This window comes from Tropicimonas omnivorans, assembly GCF_031846565.1.
Lineage (GTDB): Bacteria > Pseudomonadota > Alphaproteobacteria > Rhodobacterales > Rhodobacteraceae > Tropicimonas_B > Tropicimonas_B omnivorans.
The window spans coordinates 17,569-39,866 of sequence record NZ_JAVRHL010000007.1; the positions used below are offsets into that span (position 1 = coordinate 17,569).

The 22,298-nt window shown below is 62.6% G+C and carries 24 protein-coding genes; 8 read left to right on the forward strand and 16 right to left on the reverse strand.

The features are described 5' to 3' along the window. Window positions 1-83: 83 nt before the first annotated feature. Window positions 84-518, reverse strand: a complete 435-nt coding sequence (locus RM543_RS18340) for a hypothetical protein (protein ID WP_311694302.1) — start codon at window positions 516-518, stop codon at window positions 84-86. After that, a complete protein-coding gene (locus RM543_RS18345; protein WP_311694304.1) occupies window positions 493-684 on the reverse strand; it encodes a hypothetical protein in 192 nt (63 codons plus the stop codon). Before RM543_RS18345 ends, RM543_RS18340 begins: the two co-directional genes overlap by 26 nt. Before the next feature lie 172 nt (window positions 685-856). On the opposite strand from RM543_RS18345, the gene RM543_RS18350 reads away from it, so the two are divergent. Both RM543_RS18350 and RM543_RS18355 read left to right on the forward strand, forming a co-directional pair. Further along, window positions 857-2,473, forward strand: coding sequence for an RcgA family putative transporter (locus tag RM543_RS18350; protein ID WP_311694306.1), 1,617 nt, complete (start codon window positions 857-859; stop codon window positions 2,471-2,473). Continuing rightward, window positions 2,463-3,458, forward strand: coding sequence for an alpha/beta hydrolase family protein (locus tag RM543_RS18355; protein ID WP_311694308.1), 996 nt, complete (start codon window positions 2,463-2,465; stop codon window positions 3,456-3,458). The genes RM543_RS18350 and RM543_RS18355 overlap by 11 nt, the downstream gene beginning before the upstream one ends. A 77-nt stretch (window positions 3,459-3,535) precedes the next feature. On the opposite strand, the gene RM543_RS18360 is transcribed toward RM543_RS18355, so the two are convergent. Together RM543_RS18360 and RM543_RS18365 are read right to left on the reverse strand one after the other, a co-directional pair. Beyond that, window positions 3,536-4,255, reverse strand: coding sequence for a hypothetical protein (locus RM543_RS18360; RefSeq protein WP_311694310.1), 720 nt, complete (start codon window positions 4,253-4,255; stop codon window positions 3,536-3,538). Then, window positions 4,252-4,944 (reverse strand): ParA family protein, encoded by a 693-nt coding sequence (locus RM543_RS18365; protein WP_311694312.1) that lies wholly within the window; start codon window positions 4,942-4,944, stop codon window positions 4,252-4,254. Before RM543_RS18365 ends, RM543_RS18360 begins: the two co-directional genes overlap by 4 nt. A 1,010-nt stretch (window positions 4,945-5,954) precedes the next feature. Between RM543_RS18365 and mobC the strand changes: the two genes are divergently transcribed. From mobC to RM543_RS18380, 3 genes are read left to right on the forward strand one after another with little or no spacing between them, the layout of a single operon-like run. Next, a complete protein-coding gene (gene mobC, locus RM543_RS18370; RefSeq protein WP_311694314.1) occupies window positions 5,955-6,341 on the forward strand; it encodes a plasmid mobilization relaxosome protein MobC in 387 nt (128 codons plus the stop codon). Beyond that, the gene (locus RM543_RS18375) at window positions 6,328-8,115 is read left to right on the forward strand and encodes a relaxase/mobilization nuclease domain-containing protein (protein WP_311694316.1); all 1,788 of its coding nucleotides are present in this window, start codon (window positions 6,328-6,330) and stop codon (window positions 8,113-8,115) included. The genes mobC and RM543_RS18375 overlap by 14 nt, the downstream gene beginning before the upstream one ends. Beyond that, a complete protein-coding gene (locus RM543_RS18380; protein ID WP_311694318.1) occupies window positions 8,108-10,252 on the forward strand; it encodes a type IV secretory system conjugative DNA transfer family protein in 2,145 nt (714 codons plus the stop codon). The genes RM543_RS18375 and RM543_RS18380 overlap by 8 nt, the downstream gene beginning before the upstream one ends. A gap of 304 nt (window positions 10,253-10,556) precedes the next feature. Here the strand turns inward: RM543_RS18380 and RM543_RS18385 are convergent, their stop codons facing one another. Both RM543_RS18385 and RM543_RS18390 read right to left on the reverse strand, forming a co-directional pair. After that, window positions 10,557-10,745 (reverse strand): multicopper oxidase domain-containing protein, encoded by a 189-nt coding sequence (locus tag RM543_RS18385; protein ID WP_035746442.1) that lies wholly within the window; start codon window positions 10,743-10,745, stop codon window positions 10,557-10,559. Next, window positions 10,742-11,086, reverse strand: a complete 345-nt coding sequence (locus tag RM543_RS18390) for an ArsR/SmtB family transcription factor (protein ID WP_036708219.1) — start codon at window positions 11,084-11,086, stop codon at window positions 10,742-10,744. Before RM543_RS18390 ends, RM543_RS18385 begins: the two co-directional genes overlap by 4 nt. A gap of 56 nt (window positions 11,087-11,142) precedes the next feature. On the opposite strand from RM543_RS18390, the gene RM543_RS18395 reads away from it, so the two are divergent. The 3 genes from RM543_RS18395 (at window position 11,143) to RM543_RS18405 (ending at window position 13,745) form a co-directional block, all read left to right on the forward strand. After that, window positions 11,143-11,997 (forward strand): cation efflux transmembrane domain-containing protein, encoded by an 855-nt coding sequence (locus RM543_RS18395; RefSeq protein ID WP_064260189.1) that lies wholly within the window; start codon window positions 11,143-11,145, stop codon window positions 11,995-11,997. After that, window positions 11,994-12,494: a signal peptidase II gene (gene lspA / locus RM543_RS18400; protein ID WP_009807499.1), complete on the forward strand. Its 501-nt coding sequence runs from the start codon at window positions 11,994-11,996 to the stop codon at window positions 12,492-12,494. The genes RM543_RS18395 and lspA (RM543_RS18400) overlap by 4 nt, the downstream gene beginning before the upstream one ends. A gap of 192 nt (window positions 12,495-12,686) precedes the next feature. Then, on the forward strand, window positions 12,687-13,745 hold the full coding sequence (locus RM543_RS18405) for a cytochrome P450 (RefSeq protein WP_311694331.1): 1,059 nt from the start codon (window positions 12,687-12,689) through the stop codon (window positions 13,743-13,745). On the opposite strand, the gene RM543_RS18410 is transcribed toward RM543_RS18405, so the two are convergent. From RM543_RS18410 to RM543_RS18455, 10 genes are all read right to left on the reverse strand, one after another. Continuing rightward, window positions 13,729-14,388 carry a cation diffusion facilitator family transporter gene (locus RM543_RS18410; RefSeq protein ID WP_082379096.1) on the reverse strand — a complete coding sequence of 220 codons (660 nt, stop codon included), beginning with the start codon at window positions 14,386-14,388 and terminating at the stop codon, window positions 13,729-13,731. The genes RM543_RS18405 and RM543_RS18410 overlap by 17 nt on opposite strands. 112 nt (window positions 14,389-14,500) lie before the next feature. Beyond that, a complete protein-coding gene (locus RM543_RS18415) occupies window positions 14,501-15,115 on the reverse strand; it encodes a class I SAM-dependent methyltransferase (RefSeq protein WP_099278771.1) in 615 nt (204 codons plus the stop codon). Window positions 15,116-15,119: 4 nt separating this feature from the next. Next, the gene (locus RM543_RS18420) at window positions 15,120-15,821 is read right to left on the reverse strand and encodes a cytochrome c biogenesis CcdA family protein (protein ID WP_203561098.1); all 702 of its coding nucleotides are present in this window, start codon (window positions 15,819-15,821) and stop codon (window positions 15,120-15,122) included. A 115-nt stretch (window positions 15,822-15,936) separates the two neighbouring features. After that, window positions 15,937-16,458: a TlpA family protein disulfide reductase gene (locus tag RM543_RS18425; protein ID WP_035746432.1), complete on the reverse strand. Its 522-nt coding sequence runs from the start codon at window positions 16,456-16,458 to the stop codon at window positions 15,937-15,939. Next, window positions 16,455-16,982 (reverse strand): DsbE family thiol:disulfide interchange protein, encoded by a 528-nt coding sequence (locus tag RM543_RS18430; protein ID WP_064260187.1) that lies wholly within the window; start codon window positions 16,980-16,982, stop codon window positions 16,455-16,457. Before RM543_RS18430 ends, RM543_RS18425 begins: the two co-directional genes overlap by 4 nt. Before the next feature lie 833 nt (window positions 16,983-17,815). Beyond that, window positions 17,816-18,799, reverse strand: a complete 984-nt coding sequence (locus tag RM543_RS18435) for a cytochrome c oxidase assembly protein (RefSeq protein ID WP_043843767.1) — start codon at window positions 18,797-18,799, stop codon at window positions 17,816-17,818. A gap of 339 nt (window positions 18,800-19,138) precedes the next feature. Further along, window positions 19,139-19,306 carry a hypothetical protein gene (locus RM543_RS18440; protein WP_043843765.1) on the reverse strand — a complete coding sequence of 56 codons (168 nt, stop codon included), beginning with the start codon at window positions 19,304-19,306 and terminating at the stop codon, window positions 19,139-19,141. Then, window positions 19,303-20,877, reverse strand: a complete 1,575-nt coding sequence (gene lnt, locus RM543_RS18445; protein WP_081749702.1) for an apolipoprotein N-acyltransferase — start codon at window positions 20,875-20,877, stop codon at window positions 19,303-19,305. The genes RM543_RS18440 and lnt overlap by 4 nt, the downstream gene beginning before the upstream one ends. Before the next feature lie 11 nt (window positions 20,878-20,888). Beyond that, window positions 20,889-21,374 (reverse strand): signal peptidase II, encoded by a 486-nt coding sequence (gene lspA / locus RM543_RS18450; RefSeq protein ID WP_092810117.1) that lies wholly within the window; start codon window positions 21,372-21,374, stop codon window positions 20,889-20,891. Between the two features lie 5 nt (window positions 21,375-21,379). Then, window positions 21,380-22,162, reverse strand: a complete 783-nt coding sequence (locus RM543_RS18455; protein WP_311694344.1) for a ZIP family metal transporter — start codon at window positions 22,160-22,162, stop codon at window positions 21,380-21,382. Window positions 22,163-22,298: the final 136 nt, after the last annotated feature.

Consider the following 22,298-nt stretch of genomic DNA (forward strand, 5'->3'; position numbering starts at 1 on the left):
AATGAACGGGCCGGGGCAGGTCTCGCGCCCTGCCCCGGCCCGTCCCGGCGCTATCGCGCCGATGGCCGCTTGCGCGGCCGCGATCAGTTGCAGGTGAAATTCTGGCCCTCGCCCGTCTCGATCCTTCGGGCGCTGCCCTTCATCGTCAGTTCGAGCGTGTCATGCCCGCGCAGGCCATCGAGCAGCGTCCCCCAAGTCCCGGCTGCAACAACTCGCTTGGCGATGCGCCCGCGCTCCGCTTGCACGTCGATCACCATCTCGTCGGGAAATGAGATCCGCACCGGTCCGCTGAAATCGTCATCGGCTCCGAGCTGTACCATGAGGGCGCTTTCGGATTGATCGCCGTAGACCTTGTTAGGGTCGCACACCAACGAGAGGACCGCGCCGCCGGAGGCAACGCGGTAGAGATCGACGCCACGCTCGAAGTCATGCTGCCAGGCGCTCGCCGGAGCTGCGCCAAGCAGTCCTAGCCAAATTGCCAGGCCGAGCGCGCTACACCTTTTCCAGACGCTTAGCATTGGAGGTCTCCAATTCCTCGAACACGAAATCAGTCACGGGTTCATCGAACCAAGCGTGCTGACGTTCACCCGTGTTCCACTCGTAGAGATAGCCAACATGCTCGCGGGCCTCGCGGGTCATGATTTTCCCGACAACCTCGCCGTGTGTCTTCTTCGTCTTCGCCATTCTGCGGCCTCCGTCGTGGTGAGGCGGTGGGGTCTTGATGCCCTCCTTCCGCCGGTGGCCTCCCTGAAGCGACCGTGACCGGCCGCGCTGGCGGTAATGAGCGTTAGATCGCCACTACCTTGCCTTCACCTTGGATGCCTTTGACCACCCACTACATCACGTCCTACGACGAATGGATACGAACCAGAACGAAATATGGCCGCTTAGACCATTGATTAAAAACGGCAAATATTTTGTCCCCCCGGATGGCGGCGACGACGATTTCAAGACGCTTTTCGCCCGTGTCGCGGCCGAGGGCATCGGGCGCCCCGTCGATAACGACGGCTGCCCGCAGGGGCCGTGGACACCCGAGCTGCTGACTCAGGCCATTTCACAGCTCGACGCCAACCACGCCGGGATCGAGCTGCGGACGGTTCAGCTCTGGTTCGAGGACAACGAGAAGGGGATTAGCACCGCCAACATTCGGTGGCTTGCAAGGGTGCTAGGCTGCAACGACCCGGAGGGTGCGAGTGCATGGCAAGTCGCGTTGAGCAAGTCGCAAACCCGGCTAACCGCCCGGCGGCGCTCGCGTCGTAAGAAGGACGCCCCCCGAGAGACAGAGAAGGATGATCGCCCGCCGGAGTATGCCCCGACACCGGCGCGAGGCGAAGATCCCCGACACGGTTTCAGCCTCGCGCGCGTCTCGGAAGGGATTTTCAGTCGAGGATCGCCCCTCAACCTACCCGCCACCGTCTTCGCCGGAGCCGTCGCGCTGCAATTCGTCTCCTACTTCCTGTCGATCCACGACATCACATACGTTCGCGACGACGGCATCACCAAGCAGGTCGGCTTCCTTTGGGCTCCAAACTGGACCTTTTTGTTCATCGTCTTCATGCCCCTCTTCTTCTCATTCGTGGTCGATCAGGTGACGAGCTGGAAGAGTGGGGGCCGCTGCGCGCTGCTGGCACATATTCCCGAACACGACCGCCCCGACGGCTGGATGCAGCGGGTCCAGGCATCGTCCTACACATATTGGGCCGTCTTCCTGCTCTGCACCGGGTTCGCGGGCGTCTTCCAGTGGGTCAGCGTCCGCCTGCTGCCGGTTCTCAACGGTGGCGGTGACTACGCGATAGACTGGGGCTCGCTCGCCCTCGCCCGCCCCGACGAGATCGGGATCATTGAGCAAGTCGCGTTCACCGGGGCCGCATATTTCTATATGTGCCTGTGTTTCTACCTGTTCATCGCGGGCCTGATCCTACTTTCGACGGTGGCCGAAGACTACGCGCACATTGGCAAGACCTTGGATCGGCAACCGAACATCATACCAACGCACGAGGCCCAGGCGGCCGGATCGAAGATCATGCGTGGGATTTTCCGGGCCACGGTGGCCGGGTTCCTCGTCGCCATGTGCATGAAACTAGAGAGCCTTTATGTCGTCACCGCTGCGCCGAGCGTCTGGCATTGGATCTTCTTGGACGCCGCTTCGATCACAACCCGCTTCGGAGACCCGGTCGATTGGGGCGACTACAGTATGCCGACCCACTTCACGAGCCTCCTGGTCGCGCTCATGGTCGGCGCAATGTATCTCTACGGCGCCATCCGCGTCGGCCTAACCACGCCCTTCCACGTGCCCTTGGTTAGAACGACGATTTCCGTGCTGTTTCTTGCTTTCGTCTACTTGCTGGTGGGCGTGGTCACTGGCTTCTCAATCATGCTGGCGCTCGCCCTCGTCGTCTCCGTCTACGGTTTCTTCGATCCCGACTTCGGCATTCGTTCCAAGAGGCAGGAGGACCCTCAGCATGTTTCATAGGTGGCTGGACCGCTGGGATGAGCGCCGCACTCGGCGCAGCGATGACGTGAAGGAGGTGACGGGGCTGGACCTTCGCGCCGACCTTGCGTTTCCCGCATCCGAGGGTGCCACCACCACGGCCGAGTTTGGCGCGCTGGCGGCCGTCGCGGACTCGGCCTCTTTCTATGGGCTGGACGACGCGCCCCCCGCCGCGAGCTGGGAAGACGGTTGGCTTAGCTTCCCATCGAGCCTTCTCACCGAAACACCCGAGAACAACACGGTTCGGGCCAAGGTGACAGAAGCCGGTTCATCCGATCATGCCCTGATCGTCTTCCATCACTGGAACGCCACTTCGCGCAACGCCCAGCTCGCCCGCTTCTTCGCATGGCGCGGTTTCACCGTTGTTGAGATCGCCATGCCCTATCACCTCGAACGCAGCCGCCCCGGCTCCTCGCACGCCGACTACATGCTCAGCCCCAACCTCGGCCGCACGATCCAGTCGATGCGCCAGGCCGTGCTAGACGGGCGGCAGCTCACCGCCATCTTGCATCGGCGCGGATATGCAAAGGTCTCGGTTCTCGGGATCAGCTTGGGGTCTTGGGTGGCTGGCATACTTGCCGCGCACGAGCCCGCGGTCGCGAAAGCTACCCTGTTTCTCACCGCCGGAAGCCTTGCCGATATGGTCTGGACCGGCAGTGCCACGCGCCACATTCGCGCGAGCCTTGAAGGCGAGATCGAGCTTGCCGAGCTACGCCGCGCTTGGGCGCCGCTCAGCCTTGAGAGCTACGCCGACAAGCTGGCCCGTCACGGCCTTGAGCTACAAATGGTTCTGGCCGAGCGGGACCAGGTTGTCCTGCCCGCTCTTTCGGAGCGTCTGGTTTCTGAGCTGGACCGCTTCGGCGCCAGATCACGGGTCAACCGGATGAACTGCGGGCACTACTCGCTCACCCTGCCCCCTTACATCATCAGCGCCGGTCTCAGCGCCGCGCGGTTTCTGAACCGCTAGGCCCCGGCCTGCCCATCATCTTTCCGAAAATATCCTCGGGGGAGCGCCGCAGGCGCGGGGGCTGAAAGCCCCCTGCCCTACTTCATCTTGCGTTTCTTCACGTCCTCAATGATCGAGTCCAGCTCCGACCAGAACAGCGGCTCGAACTGCCCGCGTAGCATTTCGTTGTCCGACTTGAGGCCCAGCGGGTTCATAGACTCGTGGAGCTTTTCAAGCACCGGTTGACTGACCTGTTTCGTTGTCGTGTAGCGGTGCGTCGAGCCCATCCGCTCTACGTCGGGCGCGGCCTTAAACTCCGCTTTCGGTTCAAACTGCGCGAGCGCGCGGCGTCCCGCCAGCTTGACCATATCCATGATCGAGACCGCATCGGACTGAACCGCTTCCAGCGCCGCGCGATGATCTTCCTTTGGGTAAGCGGTCAAGGCGACTTTCTTCATCGGCTTGGGCTCCTTGCTGTCCGTTTGCCGTCTCGGGCGCTTCGTAGAAGCGCTGCGCGCCGCCTGTGGCGCCGGTTTGTCTGCTACGGGCTTCTGTGGCGGTTGCGGCGTTGGTGCCGTCACCTGCGGCTCTGCTGCCGGGGCGCTGGCCGTCGAGCCGGCTTGTGGCTTCTCTGTCGGCGGCGTCTCAGTCGTCTTGGTTTCTTCGGGAGCTTTCGCCTCCGGGTTGGTCTTCTTTTCGCTCTCAGTCGGCTTCGGGGCGGGTGTCGGCTCCGCTTCATACTGCCCGCCGAACCCTTGAGAGCGGTCCACATTCGGACGTTTGATCTGAGGTTTCTTGCGACGATATTCGCTGCTCATTGGGACGCCTCAATCTGCTCAAGGATCGTGCGCGCTTCGCGCAGTGCATCGAGGTAATACCGAGCGTGGCCCCGCATGAGCGCGTTAGGATCATTCTGCCGTTTTTCTGCCAGCTCGTGCATCGGCCCTTCCCGATCCACGTCGCCGTGCTGAGCCCGATCCAGGAACATTTCATCAATGACCGGAAAGGCTTCAAATGCAGCTTGAGCGGCAAGGACCATAGATTTCGTCGGCTTCGACGGCATCCGGGTCAAGACGACCGAGAACGGGGGCATCAGGGACGGATCATCTGCGGCCTCACATGCGCGCCGATAGTATTGGTAGGTGTCGCGCGTGATCTTCACGTCGGTTTCACTCGGCATCATCGGGCAGATCAGAAAGTTGCTCTGTTCAACCAGAATATCGGCCCACATGCCCCCTGCCCCCAGCGTGTCGATGAAGACGTAGGCAGCGGTCTTTTCCGCTTCATCGAGCATCGCTTCGAGAGCATTCGGGTCGTCCAGTTCCTTCACAGTCAGTCCCGGCGTTTCTCGCCCCAGGTCTTGATGCCAGCGGGACAGCGCCTTTTGAGGGTCAGCGTCGATAGCCAGTGTTTCGTGTCCGTTGGAAACGGCGGCGTCGGCCAGCGCCCGCATCAGCGTCGTCTTTCCGCTGCCGCCTTTTCTCGAAAGTGCCGTGATGACTATCATCGCAAGTCGTCCTTCTATCTGCTCGATGTGGCCTGCGTTTTGCGGCGCGCGGCCTGCTGTCTGCCATTTGTGGCTTGTGGTTTGCGGTGTGCTGCACTCGGTTTGAGGCATCCTGTCTGATTTTTGCAGGTCGCGGTCTGCGGTGTCAATATCGCGGCATGCGGTCTGCGCGACGCGGTAAAAAGTGTGCGGGCTGCGGTGTGAGGGGTGCGATTAGCGGTTTGTGGTCTGCGGCCTTTGGTGTGCGGTCGGCGGCTAACGGTTTGTGGTGTGCAGTTAATGATATTACGGTGTGCTATCTGCGGTGTGCGTGTCGCGGGGATCGTCTTGAGGCGTGCGGCTTGCCTGTATGCGGTGCACGGGCTGCGCTTTGCGGCGAACGTCCTGCGGTTTGTGGTCTGATGGCTGCGGCCTGCGGTCTGATGGCTGCGGCCTGCGGTCTGCGGTGTGCGGCGATGCTGCTGCCCCCTCCCGTGGTGGTGATTTTCGGCCGTGCGGCGCCGAGGGCAGGGTGGGCGCGCCTCGGCAATGCCCGTGAGAGCGCCTGTGCTGGCCGCTGAGTGCCGTTCCGTCGCTTGCGCGGGCTTCCCTACGGATGCGCCCCTTGGCGGCTGTCAGGGCGCGCTTTTCAGTGCGGCCACCTCATCTTCGATTTCGGCGGCGTGGTCTCGCCCGGTGGGGCTCGACGTTCGCGGGCCTGTGGCCCGCTCAAGCGGAAGACGCCCCAAGTCGTTCAGTGGAAGCTTGCGCTTCCGTTGATCGGTGGGGCGTGAGGGTTTATTGGGGGAGAAGGTAGCAAGAAATAGAGGCGTTAACTTCGCATGGCTCGCACACGCCGACTTCTCCCCCAAGAGCGATTTTCTATCGCTCGCGAATACGAAAAAGGCGCGTCTGCAAAGGCACTTGCAGCGCGTCACGGAGTGTCGACGCGAACGATCCACTACACCGTTCGTTCGGTGCGAGACGCGAAGACCGAGAACCAGTCGAGGACACGCACAATCGGAGCCAGAGTGACGGAGGACGAACTGACTGCCTTCGATCAAGTCTTGAAGCGATACGGCATCGAGAACCGAAACGATGGATTGCGGGCGTTGATGCACGCCGCAGACGGTCTGTTCGTCACTGACGCCGAGCTAAAAGATGAACTTCACAGCCATCGCGTTGCGCTGAATCGCATCGGCAACAACATCAGTCAGATTGCAAAGCGGTTGAACGAGGCGAAGCTGAAAGGCTTGAAGCCGCCGATCCATCAGGACGACATGGCCCAAATTCGGGGCCTCGCCGGCATGGTGATGACCTTCGGCGACCAGCTTCAAGGGATGATCCTACAGCGCCGCAATGGTCTTGCGCTTCGCGTTTCTGATGCTTTGAGGGCCTTCAGCAATGGCTCGCAGTGATGCCGTGTCGGCTGTATCCGGCGAGCTGTTTCGCGACGGGTGGAGCAAGATCAGGGGCGGGGCAGGCGCCCAGGCCCGCCGCCAAAAGCAGCTCACGCGCGCCGCTCGGGGCCACTCGCCCGCGATCTTCAAGCCGGTGAAACAAGGCGGGTGCCGTACGCGCTCCCAGCTTTCGGGCCAGTTAAGCTACGTCGGCACCAAGGCATCGCACATCATCGACAGCCGGGGTGTTCATGATGGAAGCGGGCCTCTTACCGCTCAACAGATTAATGATATTGCAGATCGTTTCTCCGGCAACTGGAACGAGCGGTTCAGCCCGAAGCTCGGCCATACCACGCATATGATTATGGCTTTCCCCATTGGTACGAAGGGGGAAGACGTTCGCGATATGGCCGGCGAGGTCTGCGAACAATTTTTCATGCAAGAGGGACAACAATTTGACTATATTGTAGCTATCCACGAGGATCGCGCGCACCCTCATGCCCACGTCATCCTCAACCGCCGGTCTGCCGAAGGGGAGCTGTTCTATCTCGGGCGCGATCATCACTTCAACTACGACGATTTCCGCCAGGCGATGGTCGAAGCGGGAGAGCGTCATGGGGTCAGGTTGGAGGCCAGCCGTCGCGTTGATCGCGGCGTTGCGAGCTACAGCCCCAACAAGAGCGAAGTCTATCGCGCCAAGGAAGAGGGCAGGGAGCCGCAAGCGCGTGAGCGCGTCGGTCCCGATCTTGATCGGGCCTTGGCCGACATTGCCAGCACGGCGGAGCTTTATCGGTCGCTCGCAGTGGAAGCGACGGCCGAGAACCGAGAGGACGTTGCCAACGCCCTGAACCGCGCCGCCGCCCTGCTTGGACGTGGCGAGCCGCTAGAGCCTGATGGAGAGATTTACATGGCCGAGACGCAAACCTTCGATGAGCTTCGGAGCGATTTTTCCGATCTTGCGACGCAGGCGGAGGCAAAGGCTCAGACGTTGGCGCCTGACCGCCGCGCCTCATTCGAGCGCGAGTTGTCCGACATTTACGCCAGCGTGTCGCGCTCCGAGACCTACAAGAACGCGCCGACCGAGACGGGCATTTATGCCGAAAACAATATCAACCGGGAGGCAATTGGCCGTCTCGAGGAAGCCGACACGCGCGCGCAGATCGAGAGCGCGCTTGAGGGGACGGGCATTTCGGCGGATGCCGTCGCGGCTCGCGTTGAGGCGGGCGCGAACAGCGAGGCTCTTGAGCGCCAGTGGCTCACCGACGACATACGGCAGATTGCAGAGCATGACGGCTTGGACCTGTCGCGCGCCGAGGATCAGCAGATTGCCGTGGACCGGCTCGACGCCGTTCATGTCCAGCTTGGCGAAGCTCTTTATGAGGCGGATGTGCTCAGAGATTCCGGAGTCAGCGACGCGGACGCCGAGCTAGTCGAGCAGGGCGATGCCGCTTCGCCCACCGCTTCTGTCCTTGCCGCGATGCGCCAGGACAGCGCCCGCGATCCGTTCGCCAGCGACAACGAGCGGGACGCTTACCGTGCCGAGATCGAGTCCCGGCTCGACGAGGATCAGATCGAGGATCTTCGCCACGGCAGCGACGAGGCGCTGGCCGAGGTTTCCGATGACCGGCTCGACCGCCTCTATGCGGCGAAAGCTTACCTGCAAACCGACGCGGCCACCGCCAAGGGCGAGGTCATGCAGGAGATCAACAACGAGATCGCGAACGAAGAAGTCGATGCCGCACGGCTGCGTCATTCCGCTACGGACACGGAGAAAGGGCAGACCCATGGGTAACGGCAAATTCGCCGGAGCCGTTCTCAGCCTGACACTGGTGGGTGCGGCCATCGGCTATGTGATCGCGACCGCCTTCCTGACGTTCCGCTATTCGGGCGTCTCGGCCGACGTGGATTTTCTCATGCTCGCCCGAGACTACACGAGCATGGCGTCGAGCCGCCCGGAAGACTTCACCATCGTCAACCTCATCATCGGCGGCTTCGAAGCCGCCGGTCTTCTTTTGAGCGTCGTTCTAGCAGGGGAGGCCCTGACAAGATTCGGGGAAACCCACTGGCAAACCGCGCGCGAGATGAAGCGCAATGGCTTCTTCGGCTCTGTCGGGACCGGCTTCATCCTTGGCAAGATGGGGAAGCCAGGAAGCCGCGCGAACCTCATCATGTCGAAGGTCTTTCCGCACGCCTTGATCGTCGCTCCGACGGGCCGAGGGAAGACGACCGGTTTCACCATTCCGAACATGCTGACCTTCAAGGGCAGCGCCGTGGTCCTGGACGTGAAGGGGGAGATTTTCGACGCGACCGCACGTCATAGGGCAGGGGAGGGCGATAAGGTCTACCGCTTCGCGCCGACCGACTGGCAGAACAACCGAACGCACCGCTACAACCCGCTTAAGCGCATCTACGAGCTGGAAAACCCCAACCAGCAGCAAATGGAGCTGCAACTGTTGGCCTCGCTTTTCCTGCAAAGCGACAACGACCGTATGCAGGGGCTCTTGAAGGGCGGCATCGACCTGTTCGTCGCGGCCGGACTCCTTGCCTTCGAGCGCAAGAGACCGACCCTTGGCGAGATATACCGGATCACCGCGTCTGGCGGTGACAAGCAGAAGGAATACAACGCGCGCCGCCTTGAGGTTCAAAACCCTGCGGCCCGGTTAATCTTCGAGCGCATGGCTTCGACCAACAACGATACGCTCACGTCCTACGTCTCGCTCCTGATGACCTCCGGTCTCGACCAATGGAGCAACCCGGCGATCGACCATGCCACTGCGGATTCTGATTTCGACTTTCGCACGATCCGCAAGCAGCCGTTTACGGTGTATCTCGTGGTGGCCCCGTTGATGGTGAAGCCGCTGGCTTCCCTGATCCGCCTCTTCTTTTCCGACCTGATCGCCTCGCTACAGGACCGTCAGCCAGGCAAGGACGAACCGTGGCCGGTGATGATTATGCTGGACGAGTTCAACCGCCTCGGGAAGATGCCTATCGTGGTCGATAGCATCGAGACCCTGCGTTCGTATCGCGGCCACCTCGCCATCGTGACGCAGACGATCCCGGCACTCGATGAAATCTACGGCGAGAACACGCGGCGGTCCCTACAAGGCAACGCCGGCGTGAAGCTCTACCTCACGCCCTCCGACGAGAAGACCGTCGAGGAATTGAGTAGCGCCGTCGGCAAGACGACCAAGCGTGTTGTCACCCGATCACGCGCCGTTGGCCGAAACCCCTTCGAGGGGCGCAGCACGTCCGAGCGCACCGAGGAAGCACCGCTTCTGACCGAGGACCAGGTGCGGCGTATGCCGCTCGATGATATTGTCATGGTCATCGACGCCCAAATGCCGGTGCGCGCGAAGCGCATCCAGTATTTCAAGGATTCCTACTTCAAGCGTCTCTACGAGGCGCAGACTGGCGCCTATCCTCTGCCCGACGAGGGCGTCGTATCCGTCGATCCAGCGGAAACCGCCGAGCATGAACTGTCTTCTGACGCGCCCGATGATGCGGTGGAGCCAGAGGCCAGCAGCCTTCAATCAATGCTGTCACGCGACCCCGCCGATGAGAGCGACCAAGGGGGCGGGGAGCCGGAGCTGCCGTTCTCCGGTAATGGCCCCGAGCCCGACGAAGAAGCGACGACCGACCCTTCCGGCCCGCAGCCGGGCTCCGGCCGCTCCGAAGAGAGCATGAGCATCAAAAAGGCCACGGAGACTGAATCCCCGGAAGGCCGGACGATCCGCCCCGGCAGGCGGCGGCGATCCCGCTCCGTCAGCGATCAGCAGATGGCCTTCGATCTTGCCACGCAGACGGAGTTACCCTTGGGCGGCCAAGGTGAGAGTGAAGGCGACCGAGAGACCTTGGAGCAAGGCGTCAGCAGTCTTCAAGCGTTGCTCGACCGGGAAAACGAGAGCGGGAACCTCCGCGCGGCTGAGTGATAGCGACCGCGCCTTGCCACCATGAGAAAGGTGGCCATTGCAGAACGGAGTAGAGTCTTAGGTTCGCGCGAGAGCTGCCGTTCAAGCAGCGCGCAGCGAATGGCTCTAGAGAGCCCTTTTTGACGAATGCTGCCGAGCGACTGGACGGCCGCTTCGGCGGACCCGCAGCTTAGCGAGGTGTTCTCCGTTCGGGTCTAGACATACTCCGTAATGCGTTTCAACAAGGCGACACCGGCACCTGATAGAACGCCGCAAGAAGACGTAAGCTCTTGACGACGCCCGGTGTCGAGCGGGTGGGGTCCTGTTATGTGACCGTAAACTGCCCCATCATGCCCGCATCCTCGTGTTCGAGGATGTGGCAGTGATACATGAATGGTGTCTCTTCCGAAGCCAGCTTGTCGAACCTCAGCAGGATTCCGGTCGGACCCTGCACACGGACAACATCTTTCCAACCGATCTGCGCCGAGTCGACCGGCCGTCCGTTCTGACTCACGCCTCACGATAATTGTCACACGCCTCAACACCCTTTGCGACCACGTCGAGAAGTGCGTCCACATCGTTCAGAAGGACCGTGATGCGCGGGTTGCTGATACGGTAACGGATGAAGCGCCCTTCGCGGTCGCTGGCGACAAGCCCGCAGTCCAGCAGGCACCTCAGATGGTTGGAGACGTTGGGTTGCGATAGTTCGGTCCGCTCGACGATCTCGTGAACGGCCAATGGCTCGTTGCAAAGTGCACCGAGGATGGCCAGGCGGCTCGGGTCCGCGAAGCCGCGGAACAGCTTCGCCCGTCGCTCGATGGTCGCGCTCTTGCGGTCATCGACGATTTGGGCCATATCACTCCTCGCTGATACGTTGTTCTTCAATTCATTCTAGCAGGAATAGCGCGACCATGGCCAACACCGAAAGTGCCGGACCGACGGCAGATGTTCCGCCCGTCCGTTACCGGGTTTCCGGTATGGACTGCGCGAAGGATGCCGCGCAGATCGAGCGGGCGGCGCAGTCGGCCGGAGTCGCGGCTGACGATGTGAAGGTGTCGGCGGCGACGCACATCATGACACTGAGCGCCCCCGAAGCGCGCCTGCCGGACATCGAAAAGGCCGTTGCGGTGACCGGCTACGGCTTCGACCGGATCGAAGGCGATGGAGACATTCCGCCGAATCCCGCCCATCAGGACCCGGCCTACCGACGCGCGCTCTGGATCGTCGTGATCCTGAACGTGGGTTACGGTGTCGTTGAAATGATCGGCGGGTTCATCGCCGGGTCACAGGCCGTGAAGGCCGATGCGCTCGATTTCATCGGCGACGGCGCGATCACCTTCCTTGGCCTGCTGGCCATCGGCTGGAGCCTCGCCTGGCGGGCACGGTCGGCCTTGATCCAAGGCATCTTCCTCGGCCTGCTCGGCCTTGGCGTCCTCGGCACGACCATCGTGCGAGTCTTCGAACGGACGACGCCGGATGCAGGTCTAATGGGCCTGCTTGGCATGATCGCCCTTGTCGTCAACGTCATCTCCGTTCTGCCGCTGCTGCGGTTCCGCAAGGGCGACGCGAACATGCGGGCCGTCTGGCTATTCTCGCGCAACGACGCCATCGGCAATGCGGCGGTTGTCGTTGCCGCCGGTCTCGTGGCGTGGCTGGGCAGCGCCTGGCCGGACCTCATCGTCGCCTTCGGCATCGCCGGACTGTTCCTGCACTCGTCTTGGGCAATCATCCGCGATGCGCGGGCCGATCTGAAGGCAGCGGCATGAACAGCCGCGTTCTGGGCGGGCTCTGCGCGATCGCGGCGTTCGGCCTCGATCAGGGTACCAAGGCGCTTGCGCTGAACACACCGGCGCTTGAGCGCGGCGTCGAGGTTCTACCCTTTCTCAATCTCGTGCGGGTTCTGAACGATGGAGTCAGCTTCGGTATGCTGGGCGGGATCGTGCCTTGGTGGGGTCTCATCGCGCTTGCTGGCGTGATCGTGGCATGGCTGCTGATCTGGTTGTGGCGCGCGCCGGACAGGCTGACGGCTGCCGCTCTCGGTCTGATCATCGGCGGCGCGCTCGGCAATGTCCTCGACCGGCTGCGTTATCAGGCCGTCCCGGATTTTCTGGATTTCCATTACGGAACATACCACTGGCCGTCCTTCAATCTTGCGGATGTGGCGATTTTCTGCGGTGCGGCCCTGCTGTTCTGGGACAGCTTCCGCTCGGCGCAGAACAAGCCCGAACGTAACCACCGAGAAGAAAACGTTACGGGGAAATAATCGATGTCCAGCATTCCATCCGCAAAGGGCATCGACAGCACGCTTGCCCTGCTGCGCAACCCATATGAGTTCATTCCGGACACATGCCGCGATCTTGAGGGCGACCTGTTCGAGACCCGCATCCTCTTTCAAAAGACGATCTGCATGACTGGTGCCGCAGCTGCGGAGGTCTTCTATTCCGAGGATGGGCTCGTGCGCGCAGGCTCGATGCCGAAGCGTATCCAGAGAACCCTGCTCGGCGAAAAGGGCATCCAGGGGCTCGATGGCGAGGCCCACCGTCATCGGAAGCGGATGTTTATGTCACTCATGGCGTCGGAGCGGATCGAAGCTCTCGAAAACACGACGCGGGACCTGTTGGACCGCTACGCACGGGACTGGCAAGCGGCGGAGAAGGTCGTTCTCTACGACGAAGTGCGCGAAATCCTCACCAGAGCTGCCTGCGCCTGGTCGGGCGTGCCGCTTCCCGAAGCGGAGGTCGAGACGCGGACGGCGCAGATGACGGCGCTCTTCCAAGACGCCGGGGCGGTCGGCTGGAAGCACTGGGGTGCGCGTCTGGCGCGGCATCGCGCAGAGCGTTGGACAGCCGGGATTATTGAACGGCTGCGCGACGGAAGCCTTCAGACAGGACAGGAAAGCGCCGCCCATGTCGTCGCGACGTGGCGCGATCTGAATGGGGAGCTGCTGACCTCCAAGGTTGCCGCCGTGGAGCTTCTGAACGTAGTACGCCCGATCGTCGCCGTCTCTGCGTTCATCGCCCAGGCGGCGCATGCCCTGCATCGGCATCCCGAGTGGCGGCAAAAGCTGAAGGACGACGAGGGACAGCTCGAACCTTTCGTGCAAGAGGTCCGCCGTCTGTATCCGTTCTTTCCCGCGGTCGCGGCACGGGTGAAGAGTGATTTCGAGTGGCGCGGATATCGCTTTTCCAAAGGGTACAGGGTTCTGCTCGACCTCTACGGCACAAATACCGACGCTCGCTCGTGGGACGCGCCGCAAGAGTTCCGGCCCGAGCGGTTTCACGATCGGGAGGTCACCCCCTACGACTTCATTCCGCAGGGCGGTGGTGATCACCACAGGAACCACCGTTGTCCGGGCGAGTGGATCGCGATCAGCCAGATGAAGGCGTTTTGCAGTTTCTTCGTGAACGCCATCGACTACGAAGTGCCAGATCAGGATCTGGATCTGGAAACCGAAGAACTGCCGCCCATGCCTAAATCCCGGTTCATCATGCGCAACGTCAGGCGTCGGCAGTAGCGTCGGCCTCCTCCGGCTCGACCGACCGCGCATCCTTGGTGGCCTCAAACGCTTCCCACGCAACGTAGGGCACGATCAGAAGCGCCGCGACCGGGTCGGCCCACCACCAGCCCATCCATTGCGTCAGACCGATCCCGGCCAACACCACGATTGTCTGATACTGGCAGATCATGGTGTCCTTGGCATCGTACTTCAGGGCGGGCGCATCGAGCCGTTTGCCATAGCGATACTTGCCCCAGGCGAGGAACGGGTTGACCACGAGCGAAGCACCCAGAATCGCGATACCCCACCAGTTGAAGCCCGGCGCCTTCTGCGAAATGAAGGCGGAGACCGCCTCGTAGAGGATCGCCGCGACGACGATCCAGAAGGCACAGGCAACCACGTAGAGCGCGACCTTCTTGCGGTGCAGGACCGTGCGCTTGCCGGCACCGTCCTTCTCCCCCTTCAAGCGCCAGATCAGCGTCGCGGCTGAGGTGGCTTCGACCGTGCTGTCGAGACCCCAGCTTACCAGTGCCGCGCTGCCGGTCAGAAGTCCCACGGTGACGGATACGACGACCTCGATGATGTTGTAGACGAGGCTGGCGATCTCGACGCGGATGCCGCGCGTCAGATTGGCCTGCCGGTTATCTTTCTGACTACTCATAATACCTCATAATGCGGAGCCTGCAGCAAAAGTTCGAGGCGGGAATTGATTGCCTTGCCATTAGTGTTGCGCCACGAATCGAAAGCCGATGTTGTTCTTTTTCCAAGCTTCCTTAGTAGAGGCGAGCTTGCCCCTCATACATGAATACGAATGGCCTCGGACCTGTCGCGTAGCCGGTGTCGAGCCGCTCGATCCGAAACCCGCTCTTCTCGACAAGGGCGTTCGTCGGGCGGTCAAGGTGACAGTTCCCGGCGCAACGCTTCCAGGCAGGCGTGAGCCAGCGCTGCCAGCGCCGGACACGGGCTTCCGGCGCCAAACCATGCTCGACGAAGCGGAAGATGCCGTCCGGCTTGAGAACGCGCCGGATCTCGGCGAGCGCCTTCTCCGGCTCCGACACGCTGCAGAGCGCCCAGGTGGCGACGACGCAGTCGACGCTGCGATCCTCCAGCGGCAATGCTTCGGCCACGCCCTCGATCATCTCGGCCGCGGGCATCAGGCCATGGGAGGTTTGCGCGGCCCGAGAGAGGAGTTCGGGCGACGGGTCAACACCGATGATCTGACGCACGGCCTCGGGGTAGAGCGCAAGGTTCAGGCCCGAGCCGATCCCGATCTCCAGCACACGTCCATGCAGCCCGGAGGCGGCGCGGCGCCGGTAGGGAAGAAGTTGATCCTGGCCCATCGCCAGATGCGTCAGCCGAGGGAGGATATGTTTCTCGTACAGTCGCATCTGTTCACCCGATCCGCGCAAGGACAGGGAAGGTGTCCAGCAGCCAGTAGGCCAGTGCGCTCAACCGCCCGGTCATCATCGCCAAACCCATCAGGATCATGACGCCGCCCGCAGCCTGATGCAGGCGGCGACCCCAACGACCGATGCCGCGCAGCCTGCCGGCAATACTGTCGGTGAACCCCGCGACGACCAGAAACGGGATCCCAAGGCCGGCCGAGTAGACGGCAAGCAATGCGACGCCCTCGCCAATCGTCGCGCTTGTCGCGCTGGCGGTTAGGATGGCGCCGAGGATCGGCCCGATGCACGGTGTCCAGCCGAAACCGAAGGCGAGTCCGAGCACGTAGGAGGCGACCGGTTGCCCGCCCGGCAGGTCGAGATGAAAACGCAGGTCGCGCTCCATGGCCGACAGGCGCGCTGCCCCGATCATGAACAGACCGAACAGGATCACGATCGCGCCGCCGACGAGGTTGAGTTCGTAGCGCCACTGCAGCAGCGCCTGACCGAGCGCGGTGGCAGAGGCCCCAAGCGCGATAAATATCGTGGAGAAGCCAAGGACGAAACAGAAGCTGAGCCAGACGGCCCGCCCCTTCGAAGGCGCTGCACTGCCGGTGACCGTACGTCCGGCAACGTAGGATACGTAGCCGGGCACGAGCGGCAGCACGCAGGGCGACAGAAAGGAAACGGCACCGGCCAGCAATGCCGCCATTAGTCCAAGAGCGGAAAGTTCAATCAAATCCACATCTCCAAACTGATCGGTAGACCGCCACCACGTGTGCGCACGGAGCGGAACGGCTGGCGCGGTCGTCGTGCTTTTCCATGTCCTATTGCTTACGTTCGTCAATAAGAGCGCTTATCTGCGCAACGGCTTCGGGGCTGTTCCATTCGGCCGGGCCTGCGAGGCGCCCGCGCTCGCGCCCAATGCGGTCGATCAGAATCGTTGTCGGCAGGCCCACCACGGCCAAGGCCAGCATCGCGCGCGTATCCTCCGCGATATAGAGATCGAGGTTGCGAATGCCGGTCTCTCGGTAGAAGCGGCGCACAGGTTCGAGACCGGCCCGATCGATCGACAGCGGCAGAACATGAAAATCCGATCCGCCGAGGCGCGCTTGCAGCGCGTCGAGCGTCGGCATCTCCTCGCGACAAGGCGGGCACCAGGTCGCCCAAATGTTCAGAAGCACGACACGTCCCTCGAAGTCCGCCAGCGTCAGATTCCGTCCATCTCCATCCACGAAAGGCGGCGACAGGAGATCACGCGGAGTCCCGTGATTAGGGATCGGTGGTCGGGCGGAGGCAGGGCTTGCCGCAAGCGCCAAGACTCCGGCAAGGACGTCACGTCGCCTCACGGGTCGCTCTCAGCCTGCAACCGGCGCACGACCGGCAGAATGTCCTCCTCAAGCGAGGCCTGATCAAAGGGGCCGACATGCTTGTATGCAATGCGCCCCTCGGCGTCGATTATGTATGTTTCCGGCACTCCATAGACGCCCCAGTCTATCGCAACGCGGCCTGATCGGTCCGCGCCGATGCGGGTGAAGGGATCGCCGAGCTCTTCGAGGAAACCCAGCGCCTCCTCGGCATTGTCCTTGTAGTTGATACCGTAGATCGGAACGGTGCCCGCTTCGGCAAGATCGACGAGAAGCGGGTTCTCCGTGCGGCAGGGGACGCACCACGACGCCCAGACGTTGACGAGAGAAACCTGGTCTAGCAGGTTCGCCGAGGCTAGGCCGTCCTGCCGCCCTTCGATGGGCGGGAGCGCGAATTCCGGGATTGGTCTTCCGATCAGCGTCGAGGGCAACCGGTCGTCGTTGTTCCAGAGGCCCCAGTAGAAGACTACGCCCAGCAACCCAAACAGAAGAATAGGCAAAATCATGAGCGGCCGTCCGCTCCGGCGCCGCTGTTCTTGGTTATCCTTCGAACTCATAGCCTGCCATCAATGCTTGGAAGGAATAAGGTATCAGCAACCGCTGATATGAAGCAAACCGTCGCCGATCACAATGCCGAACGATGGGGGAGGCTTGGCCGCGGCTTCGCAGACCCGAGCCATACTTACTGTCTAGATTCTTAAGAAATCAGCGAAAGGTCGGTATCTGAAGAGGCCGTTGAATTCAGACCTCTGAACGGCCCCTTCGTCCCGCAGTGCCGACGCTCGGTAGAGCCGCACCCAAGGTCGGCAGTGAGCCCGTTGCGGAAATGCCAAGTTCTCGCTGCGCGCGCTCGCAGAAGTATGTCTGCTGTGCTGCGGCAGCTTTCCACGCCCCGCCGCAGTCACAAATGCGGTCGTTCGTGCTTGGCGCAGCAAAATCTTCGGGAGCAGCAACCGCAACGCGGTCGGAAGGGTCATTCAAGCCGGACCGCGTCTTCCGTTTCGTCGAGGATGATTTGGCGTCGGAACCCCTTGTTCGGCGGTGGCAGCGCTGGTTGATCTGATGCCTGGCAGGTATGCACGAACCGCCCCACGGCCGCTGTCTGCGAGAAGAACGCGTTTCGGATCGACCGGCCTCGCGCGGGATCGCTTCGCCCAGTTTCGCGCGACGTCGGAGGCCCCGACACCGAAAGGTAGGGAAAAAATGGGCGGGCGAATGGCCGAGGGCGTGCTGGCGCATGGCCACTGACGTCGGCGAATGTGTAGCGGACGCGCCGGCATTCCATCATCCGGGGGGCAAGTGACGGTTGGCTCGCGAGGCGCGGCAAGCCTTCATGCCTTCACCCAAGTGACACCACGGTGATCGCCGTCACCATGACGACGACGAACATCGAAAGCGCCGCCACGGCCAGCGTACGGCCTAGGTCACGGTTGGGCCGCGTGACCTTGAGCCGAAGTTCTTGGGCAGTTTCGGGAAATTCGAGAGCGGCCGAGTTCGACTGCTGCATCAACGTATGACGCGCGTTCCAGCGGCGTTCCTCGGCCCGGTTCCAGCCGTTGAACACCAGAACGATGGCGACGATCATGATCATCGAGGACGGCACCCAGATTGTGTAGCCCCCGATGGTCTCATCTGTCAGCGGTGTGAAGCCGGCGCCCGGGTCTGTCGCGCCGTAGAGCACGACTTCTTTCAGTGTCATCAGCGACCCCAGCAGGATATTCGAGACGATGACGACGATCCCGCAGAGCAGTCGCGCGCCACGTCGCATCCCCTCGGGGGGATCGCGCGGATCGAGCAGCAACGTGAAGAACCAGAGCCCCGCCGCGGCCATGCCGAGATGCGCCGTCAACTCGACGGACGGGACCCGCTGCGCAAGACCGAATACAACCGGCACTTGCCAGACGTAGAGGGTAGCGACGAGCAGAGCGGCTGCGCTCCATGGGCTTCGCAAGGCGCGCACGAGCGGTTGGCGCGACAGAGCGTCGATCTGCTGTCGCAAATTCCGCGGCACTCCCGCAGTCCAGACGCCCCATGGCTGCGCGACAACGATCAGCAGAGGCCCGAGAAGGCGCACAAGAAGGTGATTGATCTGATGGACGGAAAAGAGCGAGTGACCGAGTGGCGAAAGCGGCGCATTGAAGGCCAGCAGCAGGCACCCGAGACCGGCGAAGAAGAGCCCGGCTTGCCAGGGAGCAGGTTGCGGGCGAAGGCGCCTCGGCCGCGCGAGACCTCGCATGTATAGCCCAGCCAGCGCGGCGATCACGAAAAGCGACACCGGAGAAAGCTGCGCCCCGAGGGGATCGAAGGAGAGCATGTTCGTCATCTACGCATCACCGGAGCCTTGTCGTTCCTGCGCGACACCATCGGCGCACCGGCACGGCTCGGGTCACTGCGGCGGAGCGCCTCGGACATAGGCCTGGATTTAGCCTTGCCGATTGGTGGCAGGCGGTCGAGCTTGGAGCAGTGACCATCGACGCGCCATAGCTGGCGGGCGGATCGACGCGCGCGGCATCGGCATGTTGTCGGCCTCGGTCTCGGGCATTGTCGAAAGTCGCCCTTCTGTTGCTTGCTTTAGTCGATGGTGTGGCACCACGATGAGCCACGCCTTGCAAGGTAAGCCGCCCGCGCCAAATGATGGCGGCATCGGTAAGGCGTCGCGCGTTCATGCGGCGATACGTTCGAGAAAGACCGTCCCGATGAGCGCGAGCAGCCCGAAGGCCACGGCGAAACCCGTGGCGTAGTGTGCGATGTCCAGCCGGTTTCCACCACGTTTCTTTGCCAGTCGGGCGCCCCATCCGGCACCACCGACGAATGCTGCGATCACGATCATTCGGACCTCCTTGAGATGAGACGGTGAGAATCGTTTCGGCGTGACACACGCCGATCCAGTCCGAGCGCAAGCAGCCATACGGCGATGCCGAGAGGCGGAAGCACCCAGTCACCCGCGCGGGCGTAGAGCGTGGCAGGCAAAGCCGCAGGCAAGCTGGCATCGATGATCCCCGTCTTTTCCAGCCCGAGTGCCCGGATGATGGTCCCGTTCGCGTCGATCACCGCCGAGATGCCTGTATTCGCCGCGCGGATCACCGGCAGCCCTTCCTCGACGGCGCGCATCCGAGCCGACGCGAGGTGCTGCTCGGGGCCGATGGACGTCCCGAACCAGGCATCGTTGGTGGCGTTGAAGATCCAGTCCGGCCGGATCTCATCATCGACGACATGGCCGGGAAAGATGATTTCGTAGCAGATTGCGGCAGCCAAGACCGGCAAACCGGGGACCGCGAGTGTTCGCGGCCCGGGTCCGGGCGTGAAGTCACCAAGCCCCGCGGTCAGGCGGTCCATCGGCAACCAGTCCCCGAGCGGAACATATTCGCCAAAGGGCACGAGGTGATGTTTGGCGTAGCCTGTGAGGATTGTGCCAGACCCGTCGTAAGCCTGGATCGTGTTGAAGTAGCGCGGCTCCGCCCCCCGTGCGGTCCGGTCGGGGGCGCCGGTGAGCAGAACCCTTCCGCCTCGAAGAGCTTCTGCTATGCGGCGTTTCGCATCCTCGTTCTCGTCCAGAAAACCCGGATAGGCCGTCTCCGGCCATAGCAGGACGTCGACGGGGTCGCCTTGCGCGGAAAGCCGGAGGTATCTCGTAAGCGTGGCAGGGGCGCTCCCCGGCGCCCACTTGGCTCCCTGCGGCACGTTGCCCTGCACGATGCGCAGCGAGATGCCGGTGGATTCCGGCATCGGCCGAGAAATGCGAGCCTGACCCGAGACCCAGAGGCCACCGACAACGAGCGCGAAGAACAGGGGCGTCAGCCAGCGGGATGCACCTCTCGCGAGGATCGCCTGTGCCGGAAGCACGCTGGCGAGAATAACGAGAAAGCTCAGACCATAGCTGCCAAGCCACGCGGCGGGTTGGCGGAGCGCATCGAAATCCGCCAGCGCATAGGCTGCAAGGTTCCACGGAAAGCCCGTCAAGACGTGCCCGCGTAGCCATTCCGCACCGGCCCAGCACGCCGCAAACAGGAATGCCGCGACCACGCCGCCAACAAGCCGACGTCGACGAAGGAGGACGAACAGGGTCATAGCTAGGGCCGGAAAGAGCGCAAGGAGCGCGCTGAGCCCGGCAACGGCGGGGATCGCGAGCGCGCCGAAACGTTCGGCTTCTATCTGGAAGCTTTCGGCGATCCATGACAGCCCGAAGCCGAAATAGCCCAGGCCGAAAAGCCATCCGATCGCACCGGCTACCAACGGGATGCGGTCCCGCACTAGCAAAAACAATGCGCCGTAGGCGGCGGGACCGAGTGCGAGGATCGAAAAGGGAGGTAGCGTCAAAACCGCTGCAGCACCCGCCATGAAAGCCCCGACGCCATGTGGCAGAACCGAATGACGGATGATGTGTTTTGAACCAACCCGCATGAGACGTTTGATCAAGTGGCCTCGTTCTGTCCCCGGAGGTGGCGACGGGGCCAGAACAGAAGCACCACCACGCCGAAGAAGATTGCGGTATCGGCGAGGTTGAAGGCGGGCCAGTGCGACTCACCGATGTAGAAGTCGAGAAAGTCTGTCACGCCGCCGAACCGCACCCTATCCGCCACGTTGCCAATCGCGCCGCCGAGGATGAGCCCGTATCCCACGGCATCACTTGACCGTTCAGTCCGGAATGCGAGGACCGCAAGCCACGCGGCGATGACCAAGGCGAGCGCCACCAGTATGAAGGGGGACACGTCGCTGAGCATGCCGAAGCTGACACCGGAGTTGCGATGAAGGACGAGGTTGAAGCCGGGGAAGACGCCGAGACCGCCGGCAAGGGCTTCGGCATTGGCGCTGGCCAGCGCCTTCGTTGCCTGATCGGTTACGAATGCCGCAACAGCGATGCAGCCTGCAACAGCTGAGGCAAAGGTGGGACGCTTCATTGCTCTCATCCCAGCCAGACGTCGAGGAACAGCATCAGGACCAGACCAACGGCCAAGCCAAGCGTCGCACGGTTCTGATGCCCGCTGCGATGCGTTTCGGGAATGATCTCGTGGCTGATGACGTAGAGCATCGCACCCGCGGCGAAGGCGAGACCCCAAGGCAGGAGCGGTTGTGACAACGTGATGATTCCGGCGCCGAGAAGCCCGCCGATCGGCTCGACGAGACCAGTCAGGGCGGCGATGCCCCATGCACGGAACTTCGGGTAACCCTCGCCGAGGAGCGACACGGCAACCGCCAGACCCTCGGGCGCGTTCTGCAGCCCGATGCCGATCGCGAGCGGCAGGCCGCCGGATAGACCGTCCGCACCGAAGCCCACTCCGACGGCAAGGCCTTCAGGGAAATTGTGGATTGTGATCGCGATGATGAAAAGCCAGACGCGCCTGAGCGACGCGGCTTCTGGTCCCTCTCGCCCCGTCCTGAAGTGCTCGTGCGGCAAGCGCTCGTTCATCAGCGCAACCGCCCCCATGCCGAGCAGGATCGAGGTGCAGACGATCAGCGCCGGCATGGCGCCACCCTCGAACATCGGCTCGGCCGCATCGAGCGCAGGAATGATCAGTGAGAAGAACGACGCCGCCAGCATCACGCCAGCTGCAAAGCCGAGCGCCATGTCCCGCGTGGCACGCGACGGGATTTGGCCGAAAAGCACCGGGACCGCCCCGACAGCGGTCATTAGACCGGCGGCGAGGCTGCCAAGGAAGCCGAGCGCGATCGGGGACAGCTCGATCATGGTCGCTCCTGAAAAAACACTGAAATCGAATGAGGTGGCAAGTCGCGCATCCCGCGGCCCCGCAATCCCTGCGCGGCGGAACAGTCCGTGAAGCGATGCTCGGCTGTGACCTGCTGCGATGTCACACCCATGTGAC

Bases quoted from the DNA above. Each gene is read 5' to 3' on its own strand.
- RM543_RS18395 (WP_064260189.1), top strand. From the start codon at position 11,143: ATGGCCAACACCGAAAGTGCCGGACCGACGGCAGATGTTCCGCCCGTC.
- RM543_RS18410 (WP_082379096.1), bottom strand. From the start codon at position 14,388: ATGAGTAGTCAGAAAGATAACCGGCAGGCCAATCTGACGCGCGGCATC.
- RM543_RS18430 (WP_064260187.1), bottom strand. From the start codon at position 16,982: ATGATTTTGCCTATTCTTCTGTTTGGGTTGCTGGGCGTAGTCTTCTAC.
- RM543_RS18360 (WP_311694310.1), bottom strand. From the start codon at position 4,255: ATGAGCAGCGAATATCGTCGCAAGAAACCTCAGATCAAACGTCCGAAT.
- RM543_RS18420 (WP_203561098.1), bottom strand. From the start codon at position 15,821: ATGGCGGCATTGCTGGCCGGTGCCGTTTCCTTTCTGTCGCCCTGCGTG.
- RM543_RS18350 (WP_311694306.1), top strand. From the start codon at position 857: ATGGATACGAACCAGAACGAAATATGGCCGCTTAGACCATTGATTAAA.
- RM543_RS18415 (WP_099278771.1), bottom strand. From the start codon at position 15,115: ATGCGACTGTACGAGAAACATATCCTCCCTCGGCTGACGCATCTGGCG.
- RM543_RS18345 (WP_311694304.1), bottom strand. From the start codon at position 684: ATGGCGAAGACGAAGAAGACACACGGCGAGGTTGTCGGGAAAATCATG.
- RM543_RS18435 (WP_043843767.1), bottom strand. From the start codon at position 18,799: ATGACGAACATGCTCTCCTTCGATCCCCTCGGGGCGCAGCTTTCTCCG.
- lspA (WP_092810117.1), bottom strand. From the start codon at position 21,374: ATGAAGCGTCCCACCTTTGCCTCAGCTGTTGCAGGCTGCATCGCTGTT.
- RM543_RS18355 (WP_311694308.1), top strand. From the start codon at position 2,463: ATGTTTCATAGGTGGCTGGACCGCTGGGATGAGCGCCGCACTCGGCGC.
- RM543_RS18380 (WP_311694318.1), top strand. From the start codon at position 8,108: ATGGGTAACGGCAAATTCGCCGGAGCCGTTCTCAGCCTGACACTGGTG.
- lspA (WP_009807499.1), top strand. From the start codon at position 11,994: ATGAACAGCCGCGTTCTGGGCGGGCTCTGCGCGATCGCGGCGTTCGGC.
- RM543_RS18390 (WP_036708219.1), bottom strand. From the start codon at position 11,086: ATGGCCCAAATCGTCGATGACCGCAAGAGCGCGACCATCGAGCGACGG.
- RM543_RS18340 (WP_311694302.1), bottom strand. From the start codon at position 518: ATGCTAAGCGTCTGGAAAAGGTGTAGCGCGCTCGGCCTGGCAATTTGG.
- RM543_RS18365 (WP_311694312.1), bottom strand. From the start codon at position 4,944: ATGATAGTCATCACGGCACTTTCGAGAAAAGGCGGCAGCGGAAAGACG.
- RM543_RS18440 (WP_043843765.1), bottom strand. From the start codon at position 19,306: ATGATCGTGATCGCAGCATTCGTCGGTGGTGCCGGATGGGGCGCCCGA.
- lnt (WP_081749702.1), bottom strand. From the start codon at position 20,877: ATGCGGGTTGGTTCAAAACACATCATCCGTCATTCGGTTCTGCCACAT.
- RM543_RS18455 (WP_311694344.1), bottom strand. From the start codon at position 22,162: ATGATCGAGCTGTCCCCGATCGCGCTCGGCTTCCTTGGCAGCCTCGCC.
- RM543_RS18375 (WP_311694316.1), top strand. From the start codon at position 6,328: ATGGCTCGCAGTGATGCCGTGTCGGCTGTATCCGGCGAGCTGTTTCGC.